The sequence below is a fragment of the Candidatus Methylomicrobium oryzae genome (genome assembly GCF_016745425.1).
Lineage (GTDB): Bacteria > Pseudomonadota > Gammaproteobacteria > Methylococcales > Methylomonadaceae > Methylomicrobium > Methylomicrobium oryzae.
The window spans coordinates 37,026-54,263 of record NZ_JAERVK010000010.1 but is presented as its reverse complement, the minus strand read 5'-3'; the positions used below and the strand labels follow the sequence as shown (position 1 = coordinate 54,263).

Below are 17,238 nucleotides of genomic sequence, written 5' to 3'. Positions count from 1 at the left end.
GCAGGAAGGCTTATCCTCCCAAAGCGTCCTTGATCTTTTGGCTGACTAACGCCATATCGGCTCGACCCTGCATTTTCGGCTTCAAGAGCCCCATGACTTTACCCATGTCTTTGATTGACGCGGCACCGGATTCGGCGATCGCTTCCCGAACCATCGCCTCGATTTCGGCATCGCTCAGCGCCGCTGGCAAAAACTCCTGAATGATTCTGACTTCGGCCTCTTCCGCCTCGGCCAAGTCGCTGCGGCCCGCATCGCCGTACTGCTTGATCGATTCGCGCCGCTGCTTCAGCATTTTATCCAGCACTTGGATGGCCCGATCGTTATCGAGCGTAATACGCTCGTCGACTTCGACCTGTTTAAAAGCCGCCAGAATCAAACGGATCACGCCCAGTTTGAATTTGTCTCCGCCTTTCATGGCGGCCTTCATTTCGTCCTTGATACGATCCGTCAATAATTCCATCGCCCGAACCGGAAATTAAGTCGTAGGCCGGCCGCGGCGCAGATTCTTCAGCGCATAACGCTCGCGCGCCAGTTTTTTCAGGTGACGTTTGACTGCCGCAGCCCCTTTACGCTTGCGTTCCGTCGTCGGTTTTTCGTAAAACTCGCGGCGACGGACTTCGGCCAAGACGCCGGCTTTTTCGCAGGCGCGTTTAAAGCGGCGAATGGCGATATCGAAAGGTTCGTTTTCTTTAATTTTGACTGACGGCATTATTAGGTTTCCAAATTTCCAGTTGTGTTAAGATTTAAAAAACAAGGGCGTCACCACACCCACTAGTAAACTCCTAATTATACCTTTCTTTCAGCCCATTTTCAAAATCCGATGATCGTTTTAGGCATAGAAACCTCCTGCGATGAAACCGGCGTCGCGCTTTACCATTCCGAACGGGGACTGTTGTCCGACCTCCTGTACAGCCAGATCGACCTGCACCGCGACTACGGCGGCGTGGTACCGGAACTGGCGTCGCGCGACCATATCCGGAAGTTGGCGCCGATGATCCGGCAAGCGTTGAAGGACAGCGGATTGGTTCCTCGCGACATCGGCGGCATCGCCTATACCGCAGGCCCCGGCCTGATCGGCGCCCTGTTGGTCGGCGCCGCGACCGCACGTAGCCTGGCCTGGGCCTGGCAGGTACCGGCGGTCGCAGTGCATCACATGGAAGGCCATCTGCTGGCGCCGATGCTGGAGCCGGAGCCGCCGAGATTCCCGTTCGTCGCCCTCTTGATTTCCGGCGGCCATACGCAACTGGTCGAAGTCGAAGGCATCGGCCACTACCGGATCCTCGGCGAATCGCTCGATGATGCGGCCGGCGAGGCCTTCGACAAGGCCGCCAAGATGCTCGGCCTGAGCTATCCGGGCGGCCCTAAATTGTCGGCCTTGGCCGAAAGCGGGAAGCCGCGATTCGTCTTTCCGCGCCCGATGACCGACCGCCCCGGTCTGGATTTTAGCTTCAGCGGACTTAAAACCTTCACCCTGAATACCTTGCAGACAACCGCCCAAAGCGAACAGGATAAGGCCGACATTGCCCTCGCCTTTCAGGACGCGGTCGCCGATACGCTGACGATCAAATGCCGGCGCGCGCTCCGGCAAACCGGGCTCAAAACGCTGGTGGTCGCAGGCGGCGTCAGCGCCAATACCCAAATCCGCGCCTCGCTCCGCGCCATGGCGGAAAAAGAAAAAGCCTCGATCCATTTCCCCCGGCCCGCCTTCTGCACCGACAACGGCGCAATGATCGCCTACGCAGGCTGCCAGCGCTTATTGGCCGGCCAGGGGGAACCGCTTGCGATCAAAGCCAAGCCGCGCTGGCCGATCAGCGAATTGGCGTCGCCCGGTTGATTTGTAAGGCGGAGCCGGCACGACTGCATGGATGCCGGGGCTAGGGCAACGCAAGGAGCAGTTGCCGAGGCGACCCGCCAACCCGAGGTTCCCGGAAAACAGTCGGCATCCTTCCCCGTTCCCAATGGCGGAACCCGGTAAACCGGTTCCGCCTTACCGGCTTGCGCAGATCAGGCCGGTTCGATCAAACTCGAATCGTAACCGTCCGGCGCCTCGAAACCGAGCAGATTCAGCACGGTCGCCGCAATGTTCGACAAGCCCGGCGCCGCTAAATCCTCCCGCAAATTGAATGCCGGCTCCGGCTCACCGAAAATCAGCACAAACGGCACCGGATTCAGCGTATGAGAGGTTTTGGCCTTGGTGCGGCCTTCGGCATCGCGGGTCACGTTGCCCTTTTTATCCAGTTCGTACATTTCGTCGGCATTGCCGTGGTCCGCGGTGATGATCGCCGTACCTTTCGCTTCCAGAATCACCGGAATCAAACGGGCTAATTGCAAATCGAGCCCTTGCATCGCGGTCACTGCCGCTTCGAAATTGCCGGTATGGCCGACCATGTCGCCGTTGGCGTAGTTGACGCGCAAATAGCGGTATTTGCCGCTCCGAACCGCCTCGATCAGGGCATCGGTGATTTCGGCGCATTTCATCCACGGGCGTTGTTCAAACGGCACCACGTCGCTCGGGATTTCAACATAGGTTTCCAGCGCGTCGTCGAATTTGCCGGTACGGTTGCCGTTCCAAAAATAGGTGACATGGCCGTATTTTTGCGTCTCACTGATCGCGTATTGTGGAATGCCGTTTTTGGCTAAGTATTCACCCATCGTTTTGTCGATCGCCGGCGGCTGGACCAGAAAGCGCGGCGGCAACTTGGTATCGCCGTCGTACTGCATCATGCCGGCATAGGTGACTTTCGGCAAGGGGCCGCGCGGAAAGGCGGTAAAATTTTCTTCGGTGAAAGCGCGGGAAATCTCGATCGCACGGTCGCCGCGGAAATTGAAGAACACCACCGCATCGCCGTCGACGATCGGTCCCAGCGGCTTGCCGTCTTTGGCGATCACGAAACCGGGCAGATCCTGGTCGATCACCTTCAACTCGTTGCGATAAGTGACGATGGCTTCATGGGCGCTGGCGAACTGCCGGCCCTCGCCGCGCACGTGAATATCCCAACCGCGCTGCACCATCGCCCAATGCGCCTCGTAACGGTCCATCGTGATCGTCATGCGGCCGCCGCCGGAGGCGATCGCCACGTCGAACTCGGGACTGCGCAAGCCGTCCAGAAAGGCCTCGAACGGATCGACATAATCCAGCGCCGAAGTTTCGCCTACGTCGCGGCCGTCCAGCAAAATATGGAGACGCACCTTCGACACGCCTTCTTTCCTGGCCTGCTCGAGCATCGCACGCAAATGGTCGATATGCGAATGCACGTTGCCGTCGGAGAACAGACCGATGAAATGCAGCGTGCCGCCGTGTTTGGCGGCAGCAACGACTTCATGCCATGCCTGACCTTGCCACAAGTTGCCGCTGGCGATCGATTCCGCGACCAGTTTGGCGCCTTGGGCGAACACACGGCCCGCGCCGATCGCATTATGCCCGACTTCGCTGTTACCCATGTCTTCGTCGCTGGGCATCCCGACCGCAGTGCCGTGCGCGCGCAGAGCCGTCATGGGGAAATTCGCCATCAGCTTATCCAGCATGGGCGTGCGCGCGGTTTTGACCGCATCGCCGTCCTCGCGCGGAGAAATACCCACGCCGTCGAGCACGATGGTGACAACGGGACCGGGACAAGGAGCAAAGCGGGAAGATTTTTCTAATTTCATAATTTTTCGAGTAAGTGAAAAAATAAGCCAGATAAACGAGATAGGGCTGTTGAAGCGCAAAACGGCTATTCTATCATGCGCAAGGCGGATGCCGTCACGACTGGATTGATGCGGCCACGAGAGGGGCTATGGATAGAGGGACGCCCCAGAGAGGCAAAAACGCGTAGGATGGGTAGAACGCAGCGAAACCCATCACAGCCTTATAACGGGATTTCGATCGATGGGTTTCGCTGCGTTCTACCCATCCTACATCATACCCTAACGATCTTTCGAGGAAATAGGCTCAAAGCGCGAACGAGGGCAATACATCCATCTCGGAAGTCAGAGGACACCTCGCGCATCGGTATAGGCTTTGCCGGGACGCCGGTAGCCGGGACAGTCGATACTGACCCTTTCGACGGACTCGCCAAGGCGCAACGCCGTCAGTTGCCCGCCCCACAAACAACCCGTATCGATCGCATAGCAATTGTGCCCATCGTAATAGCCGAGCTGCGACCAATGCCCGAAGACGATCCGCAAATCGGCATTCCGGCGGTTCGGCGCGGCGAACCAGGGCATCAAATGGCCCGGCTGCGAGCCGGGCGGGCCGTCGTTCTCGAAGTCGAGCCGGCCCTCCGCGTCCACGAAACGCATCCGCGTAAAGCAATTGACGATCAAGCGCAACAGCGGCACGCCCTCCAGGTCTTTCGACCAGCGGTCCGGCTGGTTGCCGTACATCTGGCCCAGAAACTGCCGGTAATCGTCGCTTTGCAGGACGCCTTCGGCCAACCTCGCCATCTTCTGCGCCTCTTCCAGGCCCCATTGCGGCGGCAGGCCCGCATGCAGCAGGCAGAATTCGCCGTCGGTGTAAAACAGTGGACGGAACCGAAGCCAGTCGATCAGCTCGTCCGCATCCCCGGCCTCCAGAACCGGGCGGAAGGTATCCTTTTTATGCACGATGCCGGAGTCATAGGCCGCCAAAAGATGCAGGTCGTGGTTGCCGAGCACGGCGACCGCCGTATCACCCAAAGACTTGACGAAACGCAGCACTTCCAGCGATTTCGGCCCCCGGTTGACCAGATCGCCGGCAAACCAGAGCCGGTCGGAATCGGGATCGAAGGCGATCGTGTCGAGCAGTTTCAGCAGGTCGTCATAGCACCCTTGAACGTCGCCGATTGCATAAATCGCCATCGGCTTAATGCAGCGTCCGGGGAATCGACAGCGTAAAACGCGGGATCGCTGCGTTGAAATGATTGCCATCGTCCGTGCGCATCGTATATTCGCCTTGCATCGTGCCGACCGGCGTCTCGATCATCGCGCCGCTGGTATAACGGAAAAATTCGCCCGGCTTCAGATACGGTTGTTCACCGACCACCCCGTCGCCGCGGACCTCCTGGATCTTGCCGTTCGCGTCGGTGATCAGCCAATGCCGGGTCAACAGCTTTGCCGCCGTCGTACCTAGATTCGTAATCGTAATCGTATAAGAAAATACGTAGCGGCCTTCCTCCGGCACGGACTGCCCTTCGACATAATGCGGAGCCGCTTCAATCAGAATTTTATTTTTTTCGCTCATTATTCATAAACCAAATCTTTGTAAACGTCGCCGGCAAGCGGCTACGATCGGAGTAGGGTTATTTCATCCTAACTTGACCGCCGGCGCAAGCGGTACGGGATTAAAGAGATCAGCGGGTTTTACCAATCCGGCTTCCCTACAGTATCATAAGAAGATTCGCAGCGGCTTAATGCGTCAGGCGACTCCGTTCCACTCTCATTCGGAAAAAGACTTTGCATATTCACATACTCGGCATCTGCGGCACCTTCATGGGCGGCCTGGCGGTAATCGCCCGGCAAATGGGGTACCACGTCACCGGCTCCGACCAGAACGTCTATCCGCCGATGAGCACGCAACTGGAATCCCAAGGGATTCTTTTAATGGAAGGCTACCGGGCCGAAAATCTCGACCCGAAACCGGATTTGGTGGTCGTCGGCAATGCCCTGTCGCGCGGAAACCCTGAAGTCGAAGCCGTGCTGAACCGGGGCCTGAATTATGTTTCCGGTCCCGAATGGCTCGCTAAGCATGTGCTGCAGGACCGCTGGGTGCTCGGCGTAGCGGGCACGCACGGCAAGACGACCACGACGAGTATGCTGAGCTGGATACTCGAACATCAGGGTTTTAAGCCCGGCTTCCTGATCGGCGGCATTCCGCTCAATTTCGGCGTATCGGCACGGCTTGGCGAATCTTCCTTTTTTGTCGTCGAGGCGGACGAATACGACTCGGCGTTTTTCGACAAACGCTCGAAATTCGTGCACTACCGGCCCCGGACCGCGATCCTGAACAACCTCGAATACGACCATGCGGACATTTTTCCGGATCTCGATGCGATCAAGAAACAATTCCACCATCTGGTCCGGACGATTCCGGGCGAGGGCCTGATCGTCACGCCGGAAAACGAACGCAACATTCGCGATGTGCTGGCCATGGGCTGCTGGACGCCGGTCGAGCAAACCTCGATCAACGGCGCGGCCGGATGGAATGCGGTACTGGCTAAGGCCGACGGCAGCCGTTTTACGGTTCGCCATAAGGGAATCGAGCAAGGCGAAGTCGATTGGGCGCTAACCGGCGAACACAACGTGTCGAACGCACTGGCCGCAATCGCCGCCGCGCATCATGCCGGCATCCGCCCTACCGACGCGATCGACGCCCTGGCCCGGTTCCGGAACGTCAAACGGCGAATGGAAGTGATCGCGAAACTCGACGGCGTGACCGTCTATGACGATTTCGCGCATCACCCGACCGCGATCGCGACCACGCTGGACGGCCTGCGCAAACAGGTCGGCCCGGAACGCATCATCGCCGTCCTCGAACCCCGTTCGAACACGATGCGCCTCGGCGTGCATACCGAAACCTTGGCAAAATCATTGAACCAGGCCGATCAGGCGCTGATCTATCAGCCCAAAGAATTAAGCTGGGACCTGAGCCAACTCAAACGGTACGCAGAGAACATCGAGATTTGCGAAAGCCTCGACCAGATCATCGCCAGGCTGAAGCTGGAAGCACGCTACGGCGGCCATTTCGTATTGATGAGCAACGGCAGCTTCGGCGGTATTTATGCCAGATTATTGGCAGAATTGCGCCAATGACATCGAAAAGACGGCGGATAAGCGCAGCGCATCCGATGTCGCCGCATTGGCGGATGCGCTGCGCTTATCCGCCCTACACATTTTTTCAGCCCTAATAATTTAGTCCGATCCAAACAATGAAACCGATCCGAATCGCAACGCGCAAAAGCCCGCTCGCACTGTGGCAGGCCAATCATGTCGCCGCCCTTCTGGAACAACATTTTCCGGGCATCCGGACCGAACTGGTGCAAATGACGACGCGGGGCGACAAGATTCTCGACGCTCCGCTCGCCAAAGTCGGCGGCAAGGGCCTGTTCGTGAAGGAGCTTGAACAGGGCATGCTCGAAGGCGAGGCCGACATCGCTGTGCACTCGATGAAGGATGTACCGGTCGAATTTCCGGATGGGCTGCATCTGGCGGCAATACTCAAGCGCGAGGATCCCACCGACGCGCTGGTATCGAACCGCTTCGCGTGTCTTGACCAATTGCCGGCCAACGCCCGGATCGGCACTTCGAGCCTGCGCCGGCAATGCCAGATCAAACAGCGTTTTCCGAATGCCGAAATCCTCCAGCTCCGAGGCAACGTGAACACCCGGCTCGCCAAACTCGACGCCGGCGATTTCGATGCGGTAATCCTGGCCTCGGCCGGCCTGATACGCCTGGGAATGACGGACAGGATCCGGGAGCGCCTCGACCCGGCGATCAGCCTGCCCGCGATCGGCCAGGGCGCGATCGGCATCGAATGCCGCCGCGACGATGCGGAAATCAATGCCCTGCTCCGCGTCCTGCACGACAGCGATACCGCCGTTTGCGTCCGCGCCGAACGCGCAATGAATGCCCGGCTGCAAGGCGGCTGCCAGGTGCCGATCGCGGGATTCGCCGAGAAACAGGGCGAACGCCTGTTCATGCGCGGGCTGGTCGGTGCGCCGGACGGCTCGGTAATTTTCCGCAGCGAAAACTGGAATGGCCTGGACCAGGCGGAAGACTTGGGCAGGCACATCGCCGAAAACCTTCTGGCGCAAGGCGCCGATCGAATCCTCGCCGCATTGTATCAGGAATGATTTCACTGAACGGGGCGCACATCCTGGTGACTCGCCCGCAGCATCAGGCATACAATCTATGCCGCTTGATCGAACGGCAGCAAGGCGTCGCGGTCGCGTTTCCGACCCTCGAAATCGTTGCCGCGGCCGACCGCGTCCGGATCGCCCAAGCGCTGGCAAACCTGCATCGCTTCCAATGGGTTGTTTTCATTAGTGCAAATGCAGTAAATTTTGCACTGCTCGCGAATGATGGCAAAATAGATCAATTTCGCAACACCCGGATTGCCGCAATCGGAGCAGCGACCGCAAGGGCGCTTGCCGCCGCCGGTCTAACGGCCGATCTTGTACCCGCGGACGGCTCGGACAGCCGAGCACTGCTCGCAATGCCGGCGCTGCAGCAGGTTTCGGGCCAGCGCATCCTGATCGTGCGCGGCGCAGGCGGCCTCGACACGTTGCGCGAGGAACTCGTAAATCGCGGCGCGAATGTCGATTATCTGGATGTTTATCGAAGAACGCGCCCGCTTGCGGATCCGGCGCCGGTACTGGACTTGCTGGAGCAAAAGGGGCTTGGGCTAATCATAGTGACCAGCGGCGAAGCTCTAAAAAACCTATTGATCATGCTGGGCGAAAAAGGGCGAAACCAGGCGTTGGCCACTCCTCTGATAGTCGTCAGCGGCCGTATCCGCCAAATGGCCGAAGACAGCGGATTTGAACGAATTTATGTAACGGATAGCCCTTCGGATACAGCAATTCTCGAAAAAATAATAACTTGGGCAACAGGTGAAAAAAGTGGCCGAACTGAATGAACAAATAGAAGGGAATGCGGAAAATCTGGTAAAAACGCGGCGATCCCGCAGCGGATTCTGGTTTGGCATCGTCATCATTCTGACCATTTTGGCCGTAGCCGGCGCCGGTTACTATTTACTGATGCAGCTTAGGGAGCGGCAAACCAGCCTGGGCGGCGAAGTCCAGAAAGAGATGGCCAAGAAAATTTCCGATTACCAGGCCCAGCTGACCGCGATTCAGGAACAATTGTCCACTCTTGAAGGAACGGTAGCGAATCGGGACGACCACTTTACCAAGAGACTCGACGAAGTCTCCAGGCAACATGGCGAAAAGCTGGATACGGCGCGCAAAGAACTGAGCGAGGAAATTACCCGCCTGCAACGCCAGCTCGGCAAGACCCGCGGCGACCTGCTGATTGCGGACGCCGAATACCTGCTCGGCACCGCCAATGAAAGACTGCAGCTGGTCGGCGACGTGAATACGGCGCGGGAGGCGCTCGAGGCCGCCGACGAGCGCCTTCGTGAAAGCGGCGACGCAGCCGTATTCAAAGTGCGCGAGGAAATCGCCAAAGAAATTGCCTCATTGAAAAACGTGGAGGCGGCCGATATTGTCGGACTCTACGCGTCGTTGCGAAGCCTTCAGGAAACTTCCGGGAATCTTACCCTGTTATTGCCCTACGCCGGCAAGGCGCTGAGCCCTTCGACCGAAATCCACAGCCATGCCGACAGTAATGAGCCTTCTCATGAACTGCTGGACTCGGCAATTGAAAGGCTGCACGGCATCGTTACGATCCGGCATACCGATCAACCGATCAAAGAAACCCTGACCCCGGAAGAAGCTCAATTTATCCGCGAACAGCTGCGCGCGAAACTGGAAACGGTCAAAGTCGCGCTGGTGCAGCAGAACGAAGCGCTATATAAAGCCGCCCTGGACGATGCGAAAAAATGGACCGAAGAGAACTTCACGCCGAACCCGGAAACACGCAAATTCATCGCTGAAATCGACCGGTTCCAGGCCATCAATATCCGGAGCCATTTCCCCGACATCAGCGAATCGCTGAAGCTGCTCAGAAACATTACCAAATTACGGATCGAAACCGATAAAGCCCTGCAGGCTGCGCCGGCCGCAAAATCGGCACCCGAACAAAAACCGCTGCCATCGGAACCGGCACCGGTACAGGTCCCTCCGCCTGCCGCTCAGCCGCAACAACCTGTTCAGATTGCCCCTATCCAACCGGAACCGAATAAAAAATGAAAAAGATTCTTTATTTCCTGGGGCCGGTGTTTATCACGATTGCCGCAGCACTAGGGGCATATTACGGATTCAAGAGCCTGGAAACGCCCGGCTATGTCTTGGTAGGAATCGGCCACTGGTCGATCGAGACGACGCTGGCCGCTTTCGTGGTCGCTTTGATCCTCGCGTTTTTTTTACTTTATATCTTCTTCCGCTTGCTCGGCTGGCTGTTCCGGTTGCCTGGCCAGCTTAAGAAACGCGGCAGCCACATCAAATTCAACCGTTCGCAGGAAGCGTTGATAGCAGGGCTGGTCGATTCGGCAGAAGGCAACTGGGAACAGGCGGAAAAAATTCTGATCAAGCATGCCTCCCATAGCGGGGCACCGTTGATCCATTATTTGACCGCCGCCCGCGCGGCTCAGTCGCGCGGCGCGTTCGACAAACGCGACGAATATCTGCAGAAAGCCGCCGATCAGGCACCCGGTTCGAATATCGCAATCGGTCTAACCCAAGCCGAACTGCATCTGTCCGGCAACCAGTTCGATCATGCGCTCGAAACGCTGACCAGATTGCACTCGATCAACCCGACGCATGCGAGCGTATTGAAATTACTGCATCAGACCTATCAACAGGTCGGCGATTGGGAAGCGATTCGGAAACTGCTGCCTTCGCTTCATCACAACAAGGTATTGATGGAAGCCGAGGTCAAACTGCTCGAAACCGAAACCTTCAGCCGTCTGCTGAAACAGGCCGCCGAACTCGGCGATGCGACTCAAATCGCTCTGCTCTGGTCGGAAATGCCGGCGCACATCAAAAAAATGCACGGCATGTCGGCAATCTATTTTGCCGCGATGATCGAAGCCGGCGCCGGCGCCCGGATCGAAGAAGAGCTTGCGCATACGCTGTCAGTCAATCTGGACGACACTTTGCTGGTTCTGTACGGCAGCATCCAATCGAACGACGCGGCCGGACAATTGGCGGCCGCCGAACAATGGCTGGCCGCAGGTCACGGCAACTCGGTGCTGTTATCGACTCTCGGCAAGCTCTCCCTGCAGCTGGGCGAGGGCGAAAAAGCCGAAAACTACCTGAATCAAAGCATTGCACTCGACCCGAGCGTAGACGCCTATCAATTGCTGGGCGATTTTTACTTTGGCCAGAACGAAAAGGACAAGGCTTGCGAGAGCTATAAATCCGCGCTAGAACTCTCTTCCAGCGAAATTGTGACCCGTCTGGATCAAATCGTCGAACACGAAGAATAGCTCATCCGAGCTAGGGTAACGTCTTGGCGGTATTTACCACTCCCCGGCGCGTATGCGTAGCGGAGAGAGGGGAACTAAAGGATGGGGCCGCTCCTCTCTCCCGCAGAGTATGCAGTGAACAAGAACGGCCAGGGGGGTGATCAGGCTGAGGCCGTCCGATTTTTCCCGTCCCAGAACGGCGATTTCTTGATTTCGTTCGACAAAAACTCGATAAATTCCCGGATTAGCTTGCGGTTATAACCGATCAATTGTTTTATCTGGGCCTTGGAGGCGCCGCCGAGATCCTCCGTGGCATGGGGAATCGCGTTGATGAAGGACAACAAAGGATCCACTACCCGCATCTGAAACAATACCGAAATATCCGACGGCAGTTCCTTCGCAAAATGCGCGAGACGCTCATAGTTCCGCGCGCCCGGCTTTAACACTTCTTCCTGCAGCTGCTGAATAACGGCCGTGTAACGGATCGCCGTCTGCTGAGAGATGTGACGCATCGCAAAACGCGTGGGCTCAAGGACCGTCTGTTCGAAATAGTGTATCGCCTTGTCGGGGCTGCGTTGAATCAGGCTGACCGTCGCCTGGGTATTTTCCCGCAGCAGCCGTTGTTTTTGTTTGATGACTTCCCGGCTGTGGTCGACGAAGCCCTGCAACAGGTCGATGTTGCGCCGGATCTCGCCCAATACCGGCCTGACCATTTTTTCGTCGATTCCGTTCTTGATCTGATAACGCAACTCGTAAATCTTGTCCAGCGTCGATTTCTCGAGTTCCTTCTGCGCCGCCGCCAGCTTCGTTTCCAAATCGCCGATATACGTATCGCGCTCGGCCAAGGTCGTTTTCAAAAATGCAATGGTCTCTTTGTTCAACTCCAACTGCATCGTCAATGTCGAAACTTGATCTTCCAGCCGATTCAGCTTGATCAGCAAATCGCTTTGGGCCGTGCCGCTATTCGATTCCATGCATTTCTCCCCCTTTAGTGGTGTTATTGTTATATGTTATTGTTGCCCGGAACGACGCATTGATAGCAAGCGACCTAAAATAAGTCAAGCAATATTAATCAATTACGCATTCAAGAGCCGGAACGGTGCGGGAAACGGCGATGAATTCGAGGTAAAAAACCGCATGCCGGGGCAGTGCTTGCGCATCGGCTGCAGGCCGCCGCAAAATGAGGCGCAGAGGCTCGGATCAATAATGGGGAGGAATCTCGTGAACCGTTTCGCCGGTATTGCCGGTTTCGGCCAACAGATTCTGCATCCGCTCGTTCAGCAGGCGACAGACCCCTTCGAGCCGGTCTATTTGCTGTTGCTGCTGACTGACGACCTGATTCAAGGCCTGCAGTAAATCTTCCTGATAGGCAACCTTAATCTCGAGTTCTATGATCCTTTCTTCGTTCATCGCTTGCTTTTTAAATAACTTTCGAAAACTGCTGCCGGGTTTTCTGCGCCAGATAGCGGTCGAACACCATGCAGATATTGCGGATCAGCAAACGGCCCGCCGGAGAGACCGCAATCCCTTCGGCCGACAGCGCCAATAAGCCGTCGGCCTGCATCGGCTTCAAAACTTCGATTTCGCGAGCGAAATAGTCGGCGAAATCGATCGCAAATTCTTTTTCGATCGCCGCGAAGTTCAATTCGAAATGACAGATCAATTGGGTAATTACCGCCCGGCGCAATTTGTCGTCCTGATCGAGATCGACGCCTTTGAACACCGGCAGTTTATGATGGCGGATCAATTTGTCGTAGGTTTCGAGGTCTTTCACGTTCTGGATATACGCATCTCCCACCCGGCCGATCGACGTAATCCCGAACCCGACCAGGTCGCAATCCGAATGCGTGGAATAACCCTGAAAATTACGGTACAGTTTACCTTCGCGCTGCGCAATCGCGAGTTCGTCGTCGGGCCTTGCAAAATGGTCCATGCCGATATACACATAGCCTGCCTCGGTCAGCCGCAAGCCGACCATCTGCAGGATCGCCAGCTTCACGTCCGGGGTCGGCAAGTCGGCTTCATTGATTTGGCGCTGGATTTTAAATCGCACCGGCAGGTGCGCATAATTGAACACCGACAACCGGTCCGGCTGCGCGGCCAGAATCTTGTCAAGCGTTTCGGAAAAAGTTTCGACCGTTTGCAACGGCAGGCCGTAGATCAGATCGATATTGGTCGAACGGAAGCCGTGCCTGCGCGCAGCTTCCATCACGCTGAACGTCTGCTCTTCGCTTTGCAGCCGGTTCACCGCCTGCTGCACTTTCGGATCGAAATCCTGCACGCCCAGGCTGATCCGGTTGAAACCCAACTCGCGAAGCCGTTCGATGGTGCCCTCATGCGTTTCCCGGGGGTCGATCTCGATCGAATATTCGCCGCGGTCGTCGTCCCGCAACGTGAAATGGGCGCGCGTGGCGCCCATCAGCCGCTGCATCTGGTCGTCGCTCAAAAAAGTCGGGGTTCCCCCGCCCCAGTGCAGTTGATTGACGATCCGGCCTTTATCGAATAAAGCACCCTGCATCGCGATCTCCTTGCAGAGATTCTCCAGATACGGCGCCGCATGCCCGCGATTTTTGGTCACGATCTTGTTGCAGGCGCAATAAAAGCAGACCGTATCGCAAAACGGCAGATGAAAATACAAGGATAAAGGGCCGCCCGCCCGGTTCGATTTGGCGATATGCCAGCGGTAATCGGTATCGGTGAACCCTTCGTGCAGTTCGAGTGCGGTCGGGTAAGAAGTATAACGCGGCCCTGCCTTATCGTAGCGGTTGATCAGGTTCAGGTCGAAAATGATTGATTGATCCATGGAAAAGAAAATGGGCCCGGCAAGGAATAAACACTCTAAAAATAAGCTTATTGTAGACGCAGTGGCGAGCAAACGTCCACGACCGCAAGCAAACCATGAAAAAAACGACCGCCGGCGCCCCACAGCCGAGGCGCTGCCGGCTCGGTCACAAGGGACAAACCTCTTTCAGGGACGGACACGGAGCGGCTTTAACCTGATTGCGGCCGGCTTTTTTCGCGTCATAGAGCGCCGTATCGACGGTTTTGACCAACTCTTCCAGAGACAGGCTTTCGCGGTATTCCGCGATGCCGAGGCTGGCCGTAATCCTAAGCGGAATACCGAAATCGTGCGATTGAATCTTTTGCCGAACCGTTTCGGCTAATTGCAGCGCGCCGTATTGATCCGTTTCAGGACACAAGATCAGGAATTCTTCGCCGCCCCACCGCCCGGCCAGATCATTTGCCCGGATCGTCGCACTGGCCAGGTCGGCGATCGCTTTCAGGACATGATCCCCGGAGTGGTGGCCGAAATTATCATTGATCGCCTTAAAGTGGTCGACATCGAACATGATCGCCGAAAATGTCGAATGGTAGCGCCGAGCCCGAGCGATCTCTTTCTCAAGCGCATGATTCAACAATCGTCGATTGGCGATGCCGGTGAGCGCGTCGGTGTTCGACAATTGCTCAAGCTCTTTATTCAAAGCCTGCAGCTTCATCCTGTATTTTCTGACGACTAACTCCCTTAAAAGCAAAAGCAACAGCGGAACACCTAAGCCGACCAGGACATAACCGAACAAACGGTAATCGGCCCTGTTTTCATAGGTAATCGAAATCCACTTGTTCAAAATCGTCAATTTCTCCGCTTCGCTCAACGAGTCCACCGCCTTGTCGAAAATGCTCAGCAGCAAGCGCTGATCGTTTCTAACCGCGACCGACATCGTATAATGCACATCCGTAACCCCGGCAATCTTGACATTCAATATGCCGTGTTTCTGGCTTTGGTAGCCGATCGTTGCGACCGTATCGAGATATCCGTACACCTTGCCGTCGGCGACCCATTCGAGCCCTTCCCGAGCATCATCGGCTTCGATGATTCGCAGCTTCGGGTATTTTTGCTTAAGCAGATCCAGTGCCGCAAACCCCTTTACAGTCACAAACGTTGTTTCCGGCAACGCATTAAAATCCGTAATGAACAAACGATCGCTGCGTGTGGCGACCACGATCGGATAATCGTTGAATGGATGGGTAAAGTCCAGAAATTCCCGGCGTTCGGCGGTCGGGGTTGCGCTGGACAAGATATCGCATTTTCTTTGCCGTACGAAATCGAGCGACTGCCTCCAGTCTTCGGTTTTCACCAAGCGAATCTCCTTACCTATCCGTTCGGCAAAAATTTTATGAAAATCCGCATTGATCCCGATATATTCACCGCGTTGATCAATAAAATCGTAGGGCATCCAGTCCGGATCGATGCAGATCCTGATATGGTCAATCCGGCTCAGGTACTTCATTTCACTTATATTCAGCGGCAACTGAAGAATGCCGTTTTGAGGCGCAAAACGCTCGGTTCCCCAGGCGGACAACGACGCTGAAAAAATCAGAACCAGAACCAGCAAGTTGATCAGCATTTTTTGAAACTGGTCCCTTAACTTAAATTATTACTACGACCCAAACGCAGTATATCGATTTTCCTAGTTTTCGGCCACAGCCGCTTAACCTTTAAGCCAGCAAATTTTCCATGAATAATGCATTTTGGCTGCGTAAATCTGATTTTTTCGCCAAAATAAAGGGCAATTTCGGAAGTACCGGAATCGATGTCCCAATGACTCTTTCCGCTATGAATCAGGAGAACTTCATGAACACCGACCGTCCCGCCCTCGTCATCGAACGGCTATCGACCTTTTTCGCCACACCGCTCGAAACGATTTTGCGGCAGCGCATGACCGCCGACCCGTCTTTTCATGCGCTGCAACTGTTCAAGGCGGCCGCTGCCGAGGTACCGGCTTACCGGCAATTTCTCCAAGACCGGGGCATCGATCCGGACTCGATCGCAGACGGCGAAGGCTTTACAAGCTTGCCGCTGCTGACCAAAACCGGTTACATGCAGAAATTTCCGCTGCCGTCCCGCTGCAAAGGCGGCCGGCTCACCGCCTGCGACCGGCTCGCGGTATCTTCGGGATCAACCGGGATTCCGACCTTCTGGCCGCGCGCAATGACGGACGAACTGGACATCGCTTTGCGCTTCGAACATGTGTTTCGCCACAGCTTCCGCGCCGACCGGCGCGCTACGCTGGCTGTCGTCTGCTTCCCGCTCGGCAATTGGGTGGGCGGCCTGTTTACGGCTTCATGCTGCTGGCATCTGGCGCAGAAAGGCTATCCGTTGACCGTCGCCACCCCGGGCAACAAGCCGGACGAAATCCTGCGCGTGGTACGCGAATTGGGCCCTTTTTTCGAGCAGACCGTGCTGCTCGGCTATCCGCCCTTCGTGAAGGATGTGATCGATACCGGCGCGGCCCAAGGACTCGACTGGCCCGCGTTCCACATCAAGTTCGTCTTCGCCGGCGAAGTGTTCAGCGAAGAATGGCGCAGCCTGATGCTGCAGCGGGTCGGGTCAATCTCACCCTGCCATGACTCCGCCTCGCTCTACGGCACCGCGGACGGCGGCGTGCTCGGCAACGAGACCCCGCTCAGCATCGCGATCCGGCGCTTTCTGTCCGCGCACCCGGATGTCGCCCGCGAACTGTTTGGCGAGTCGCGTCTGCCGACCCTGGTTCAATACGATCCGGTCAGCCGCTACTTCGAGCTGATCGAAGGAAATACCCTGGCGATAACCGGTGATAACGGCGTGCCGCTGATCCGCTACCACATTGCCGACCGGGGCGGACTGATCGGCCATGACGATCTGATCGCTTTTCTTCAGGCGCGGGGTCTGGCTGCGCTCGAGGATTACGGCTTCGAAGGCGAAGCCTTCCCCCTGCCCTTTGTTTGGGTATTCGGCCGTGCCGATTTCACCGTGTCCTTTTACGGAGCCAATATCTACCCGGAAAACGTAGTGGTGGGCCTGGAGCAACCGGAATTGGCGGACCGGGTCAGCGGCAAATTCGTAATGGAGGCCAAAAACGACCGGAGCGGCTCCGAATTTCTGTGCATCGCGGTCGAACTCCTGCCCGGCGTCACGGCCGATGCCGGTATCGAAGAGGCCGCTGCGTCCTCGGTGCGTGCGCAGTTACTCAGGCTGAACAGCGAGTTCGCCAACTATGTGCCGCCGCCCAAGCAGATACCCCGGATCGAGCTCAGGCCGTTCGGCGATCCGGAATATTTTCCTGTCGGCGTCAAACACCGCTATACACGCCGCCAGACGCCTACTTGAAGCCTTTATCTCCGCAGTGCCATGCGGGAAATCGAAGAACCGATCG

16 protein-coding genes are annotated in these 17,238 nt (G+C 56.7%); 7 read left to right on the top strand and 9 right to left on the bottom strand.

The genetic code is table 11. The features are described from left to right. Positions 1–10: 10 nt before the first annotated feature. Both JJL52_RS12280 and rpsU read right to left on the bottom strand, forming a co-directional pair. Entirely contained in the window at positions 11–460 is a 450-nt protein-coding gene (locus tag JJL52_RS12280; RefSeq protein ID WP_202052713.1) for a GatB/YqeY domain-containing protein, read from the bottom strand. A 15-nt stretch (positions 461–475) separates the two neighbouring features. Further along, complete coding sequence (rpsU, locus tag JJL52_RS12275) at positions 476–709, bottom strand: 30S ribosomal protein S21 (RefSeq protein WP_005373386.1); 234 nt, start codon at positions 707–709, stop codon at positions 476–478. A gap of 111 nt (positions 710–820) precedes the next feature. Between rpsU and tsaD the strand changes: the two genes are divergently transcribed. Then, complete coding sequence (gene tsaD / locus JJL52_RS12270) at positions 821–1,834, top strand: tRNA (adenosine(37)-N6)-threonylcarbamoyltransferase complex transferase subunit TsaD (RefSeq protein WP_202052712.1); 1,014 nt, start codon at positions 821–823, stop codon at positions 1,832–1,834. A 170-nt stretch (positions 1,835–2,004) separates the two neighbouring features. Here tsaD and gpmI read toward each other — a convergent pair whose 3' ends face one another. The 3 genes from gpmI to apaG all read right to left on the bottom strand — a co-directional run bounded on the left by gpmI (position 2,005) and on the right by apaG (position 5,200). Next, positions 2,005–3,648, bottom strand: a complete 1,644-nt coding sequence (gene gpmI, locus JJL52_RS12265; protein WP_202052711.1) for a 2,3-bisphosphoglycerate-independent phosphoglycerate mutase — start codon at positions 3,646–3,648, stop codon at positions 2,005–2,007. 321 nt (positions 3,649–3,969) lie between these two features. After that, positions 3,970–4,818: a symmetrical bis(5'-nucleosyl)-tetraphosphatase gene (locus tag JJL52_RS12260; RefSeq protein ID WP_202052710.1), complete on the bottom strand. Its 849-nt coding sequence runs from the start codon at positions 4,816–4,818 to the stop codon at positions 3,970–3,972. Positions 4,819–4,822: 4 nt separating this feature from the next. Next, complete coding sequence (gene apaG / locus JJL52_RS12255) at positions 4,823–5,200, bottom strand: Co2+/Mg2+ efflux facilitator ApaG/CorD (RefSeq protein WP_202052709.1); 378 nt, start codon at positions 5,198–5,200, stop codon at positions 4,823–4,825. Between the two features lie 212 nt (positions 5,201–5,412). Here apaG and mpl point away from each other — a divergent pair, with 212 nt between their 5' ends. The 5 genes from mpl to JJL52_RS12230 all read left to right on the top strand — a co-directional run bounded on the left by mpl (position 5,413) and on the right by JJL52_RS12230 (position 11,065). After that, entirely contained in the window at positions 5,413–6,768 is a 1,356-nt protein-coding gene (gene mpl, locus JJL52_RS12250) for a UDP-N-acetylmuramate:L-alanyl-gamma-D-glutamyl-meso-diaminopimelate ligase (protein WP_202052708.1), read from the top strand. A 116-nt stretch (positions 6,769–6,884) separates the two neighbouring features. Beyond that, positions 6,885–7,808: a hydroxymethylbilane synthase gene (hemC, locus tag JJL52_RS12245; protein ID WP_202052707.1), complete on the top strand. Its 924-nt coding sequence runs from the start codon at positions 6,885–6,887 to the stop codon at positions 7,806–7,808. Then, positions 7,805–8,593: a uroporphyrinogen-III synthase gene (locus JJL52_RS12240; RefSeq protein ID WP_202052706.1), complete on the top strand. Its 789-nt coding sequence runs from the start codon at positions 7,805–7,807 to the stop codon at positions 8,591–8,593. The genes hemC and JJL52_RS12240 overlap by 4 nt, the downstream gene beginning before the upstream one ends. Next, positions 8,577–9,827 (top strand): uroporphyrinogen-III C-methyltransferase, encoded by a 1,251-nt coding sequence (locus JJL52_RS12235; RefSeq protein ID WP_202052705.1) that lies wholly within the window; start codon positions 8,577–8,579, stop codon positions 9,825–9,827. The genes JJL52_RS12240 and JJL52_RS12235 overlap by 17 nt, the downstream gene beginning before the upstream one ends. After that, positions 9,824–11,065: a heme biosynthesis HemY N-terminal domain-containing protein gene (locus JJL52_RS12230; RefSeq protein WP_202052704.1), complete on the top strand. Its 1,242-nt coding sequence runs from the start codon at positions 9,824–9,826 to the stop codon at positions 11,063–11,065. The genes JJL52_RS12235 and JJL52_RS12230 overlap by 4 nt, the downstream gene beginning before the upstream one ends. Before the next feature lie 140 nt (positions 11,066–11,205). Here JJL52_RS12230 and JJL52_RS12225 read toward each other — a convergent pair whose 3' ends face one another. From JJL52_RS12225 to JJL52_RS12210, 4 genes are all read right to left on the bottom strand, one after another. Further along, positions 11,206–12,018 (bottom strand): hypothetical protein, encoded by an 813-nt coding sequence (locus JJL52_RS12225; protein WP_202052703.1) that lies wholly within the window; start codon positions 12,016–12,018, stop codon positions 11,206–11,208. Positions 12,019–12,244: 226 nt separating this feature from the next. Beyond that, positions 12,245–12,454 carry a SlyX family protein gene (locus tag JJL52_RS12220; RefSeq protein WP_202052702.1) on the bottom strand — a complete coding sequence of 70 codons (210 nt, stop codon included), beginning with the start codon at positions 12,452–12,454 and terminating at the stop codon, positions 12,245–12,247. Positions 12,455–12,464: 10 nt separating this feature from the next. Then, positions 12,465–13,847 carry an oxygen-independent coproporphyrinogen III oxidase gene (hemN, locus tag JJL52_RS12215; protein WP_202052701.1) on the bottom strand — a complete coding sequence of 461 codons (1,383 nt, stop codon included), beginning with the start codon at positions 13,845–13,847 and terminating at the stop codon, positions 12,465–12,467. Positions 13,848–13,992: 145 nt separating this feature from the next. Next, positions 13,993–15,450 (bottom strand): diguanylate cyclase, encoded by a 1,458-nt coding sequence (locus tag JJL52_RS12210; protein ID WP_202052700.1) that lies wholly within the window; start codon positions 15,448–15,450, stop codon positions 13,993–13,995. A gap of 227 nt (positions 15,451–15,677) precedes the next feature. Between JJL52_RS12210 and JJL52_RS12205 the strand changes: the two genes are divergently transcribed. Further along, a complete protein-coding gene (locus tag JJL52_RS12205; protein ID WP_202052699.1) occupies positions 15,678–17,192 on the top strand; it encodes a phenylacetate--CoA ligase family protein in 1,515 nt (504 codons plus the stop codon). Positions 17,193–17,238 lie beyond the last annotated feature (46 nt).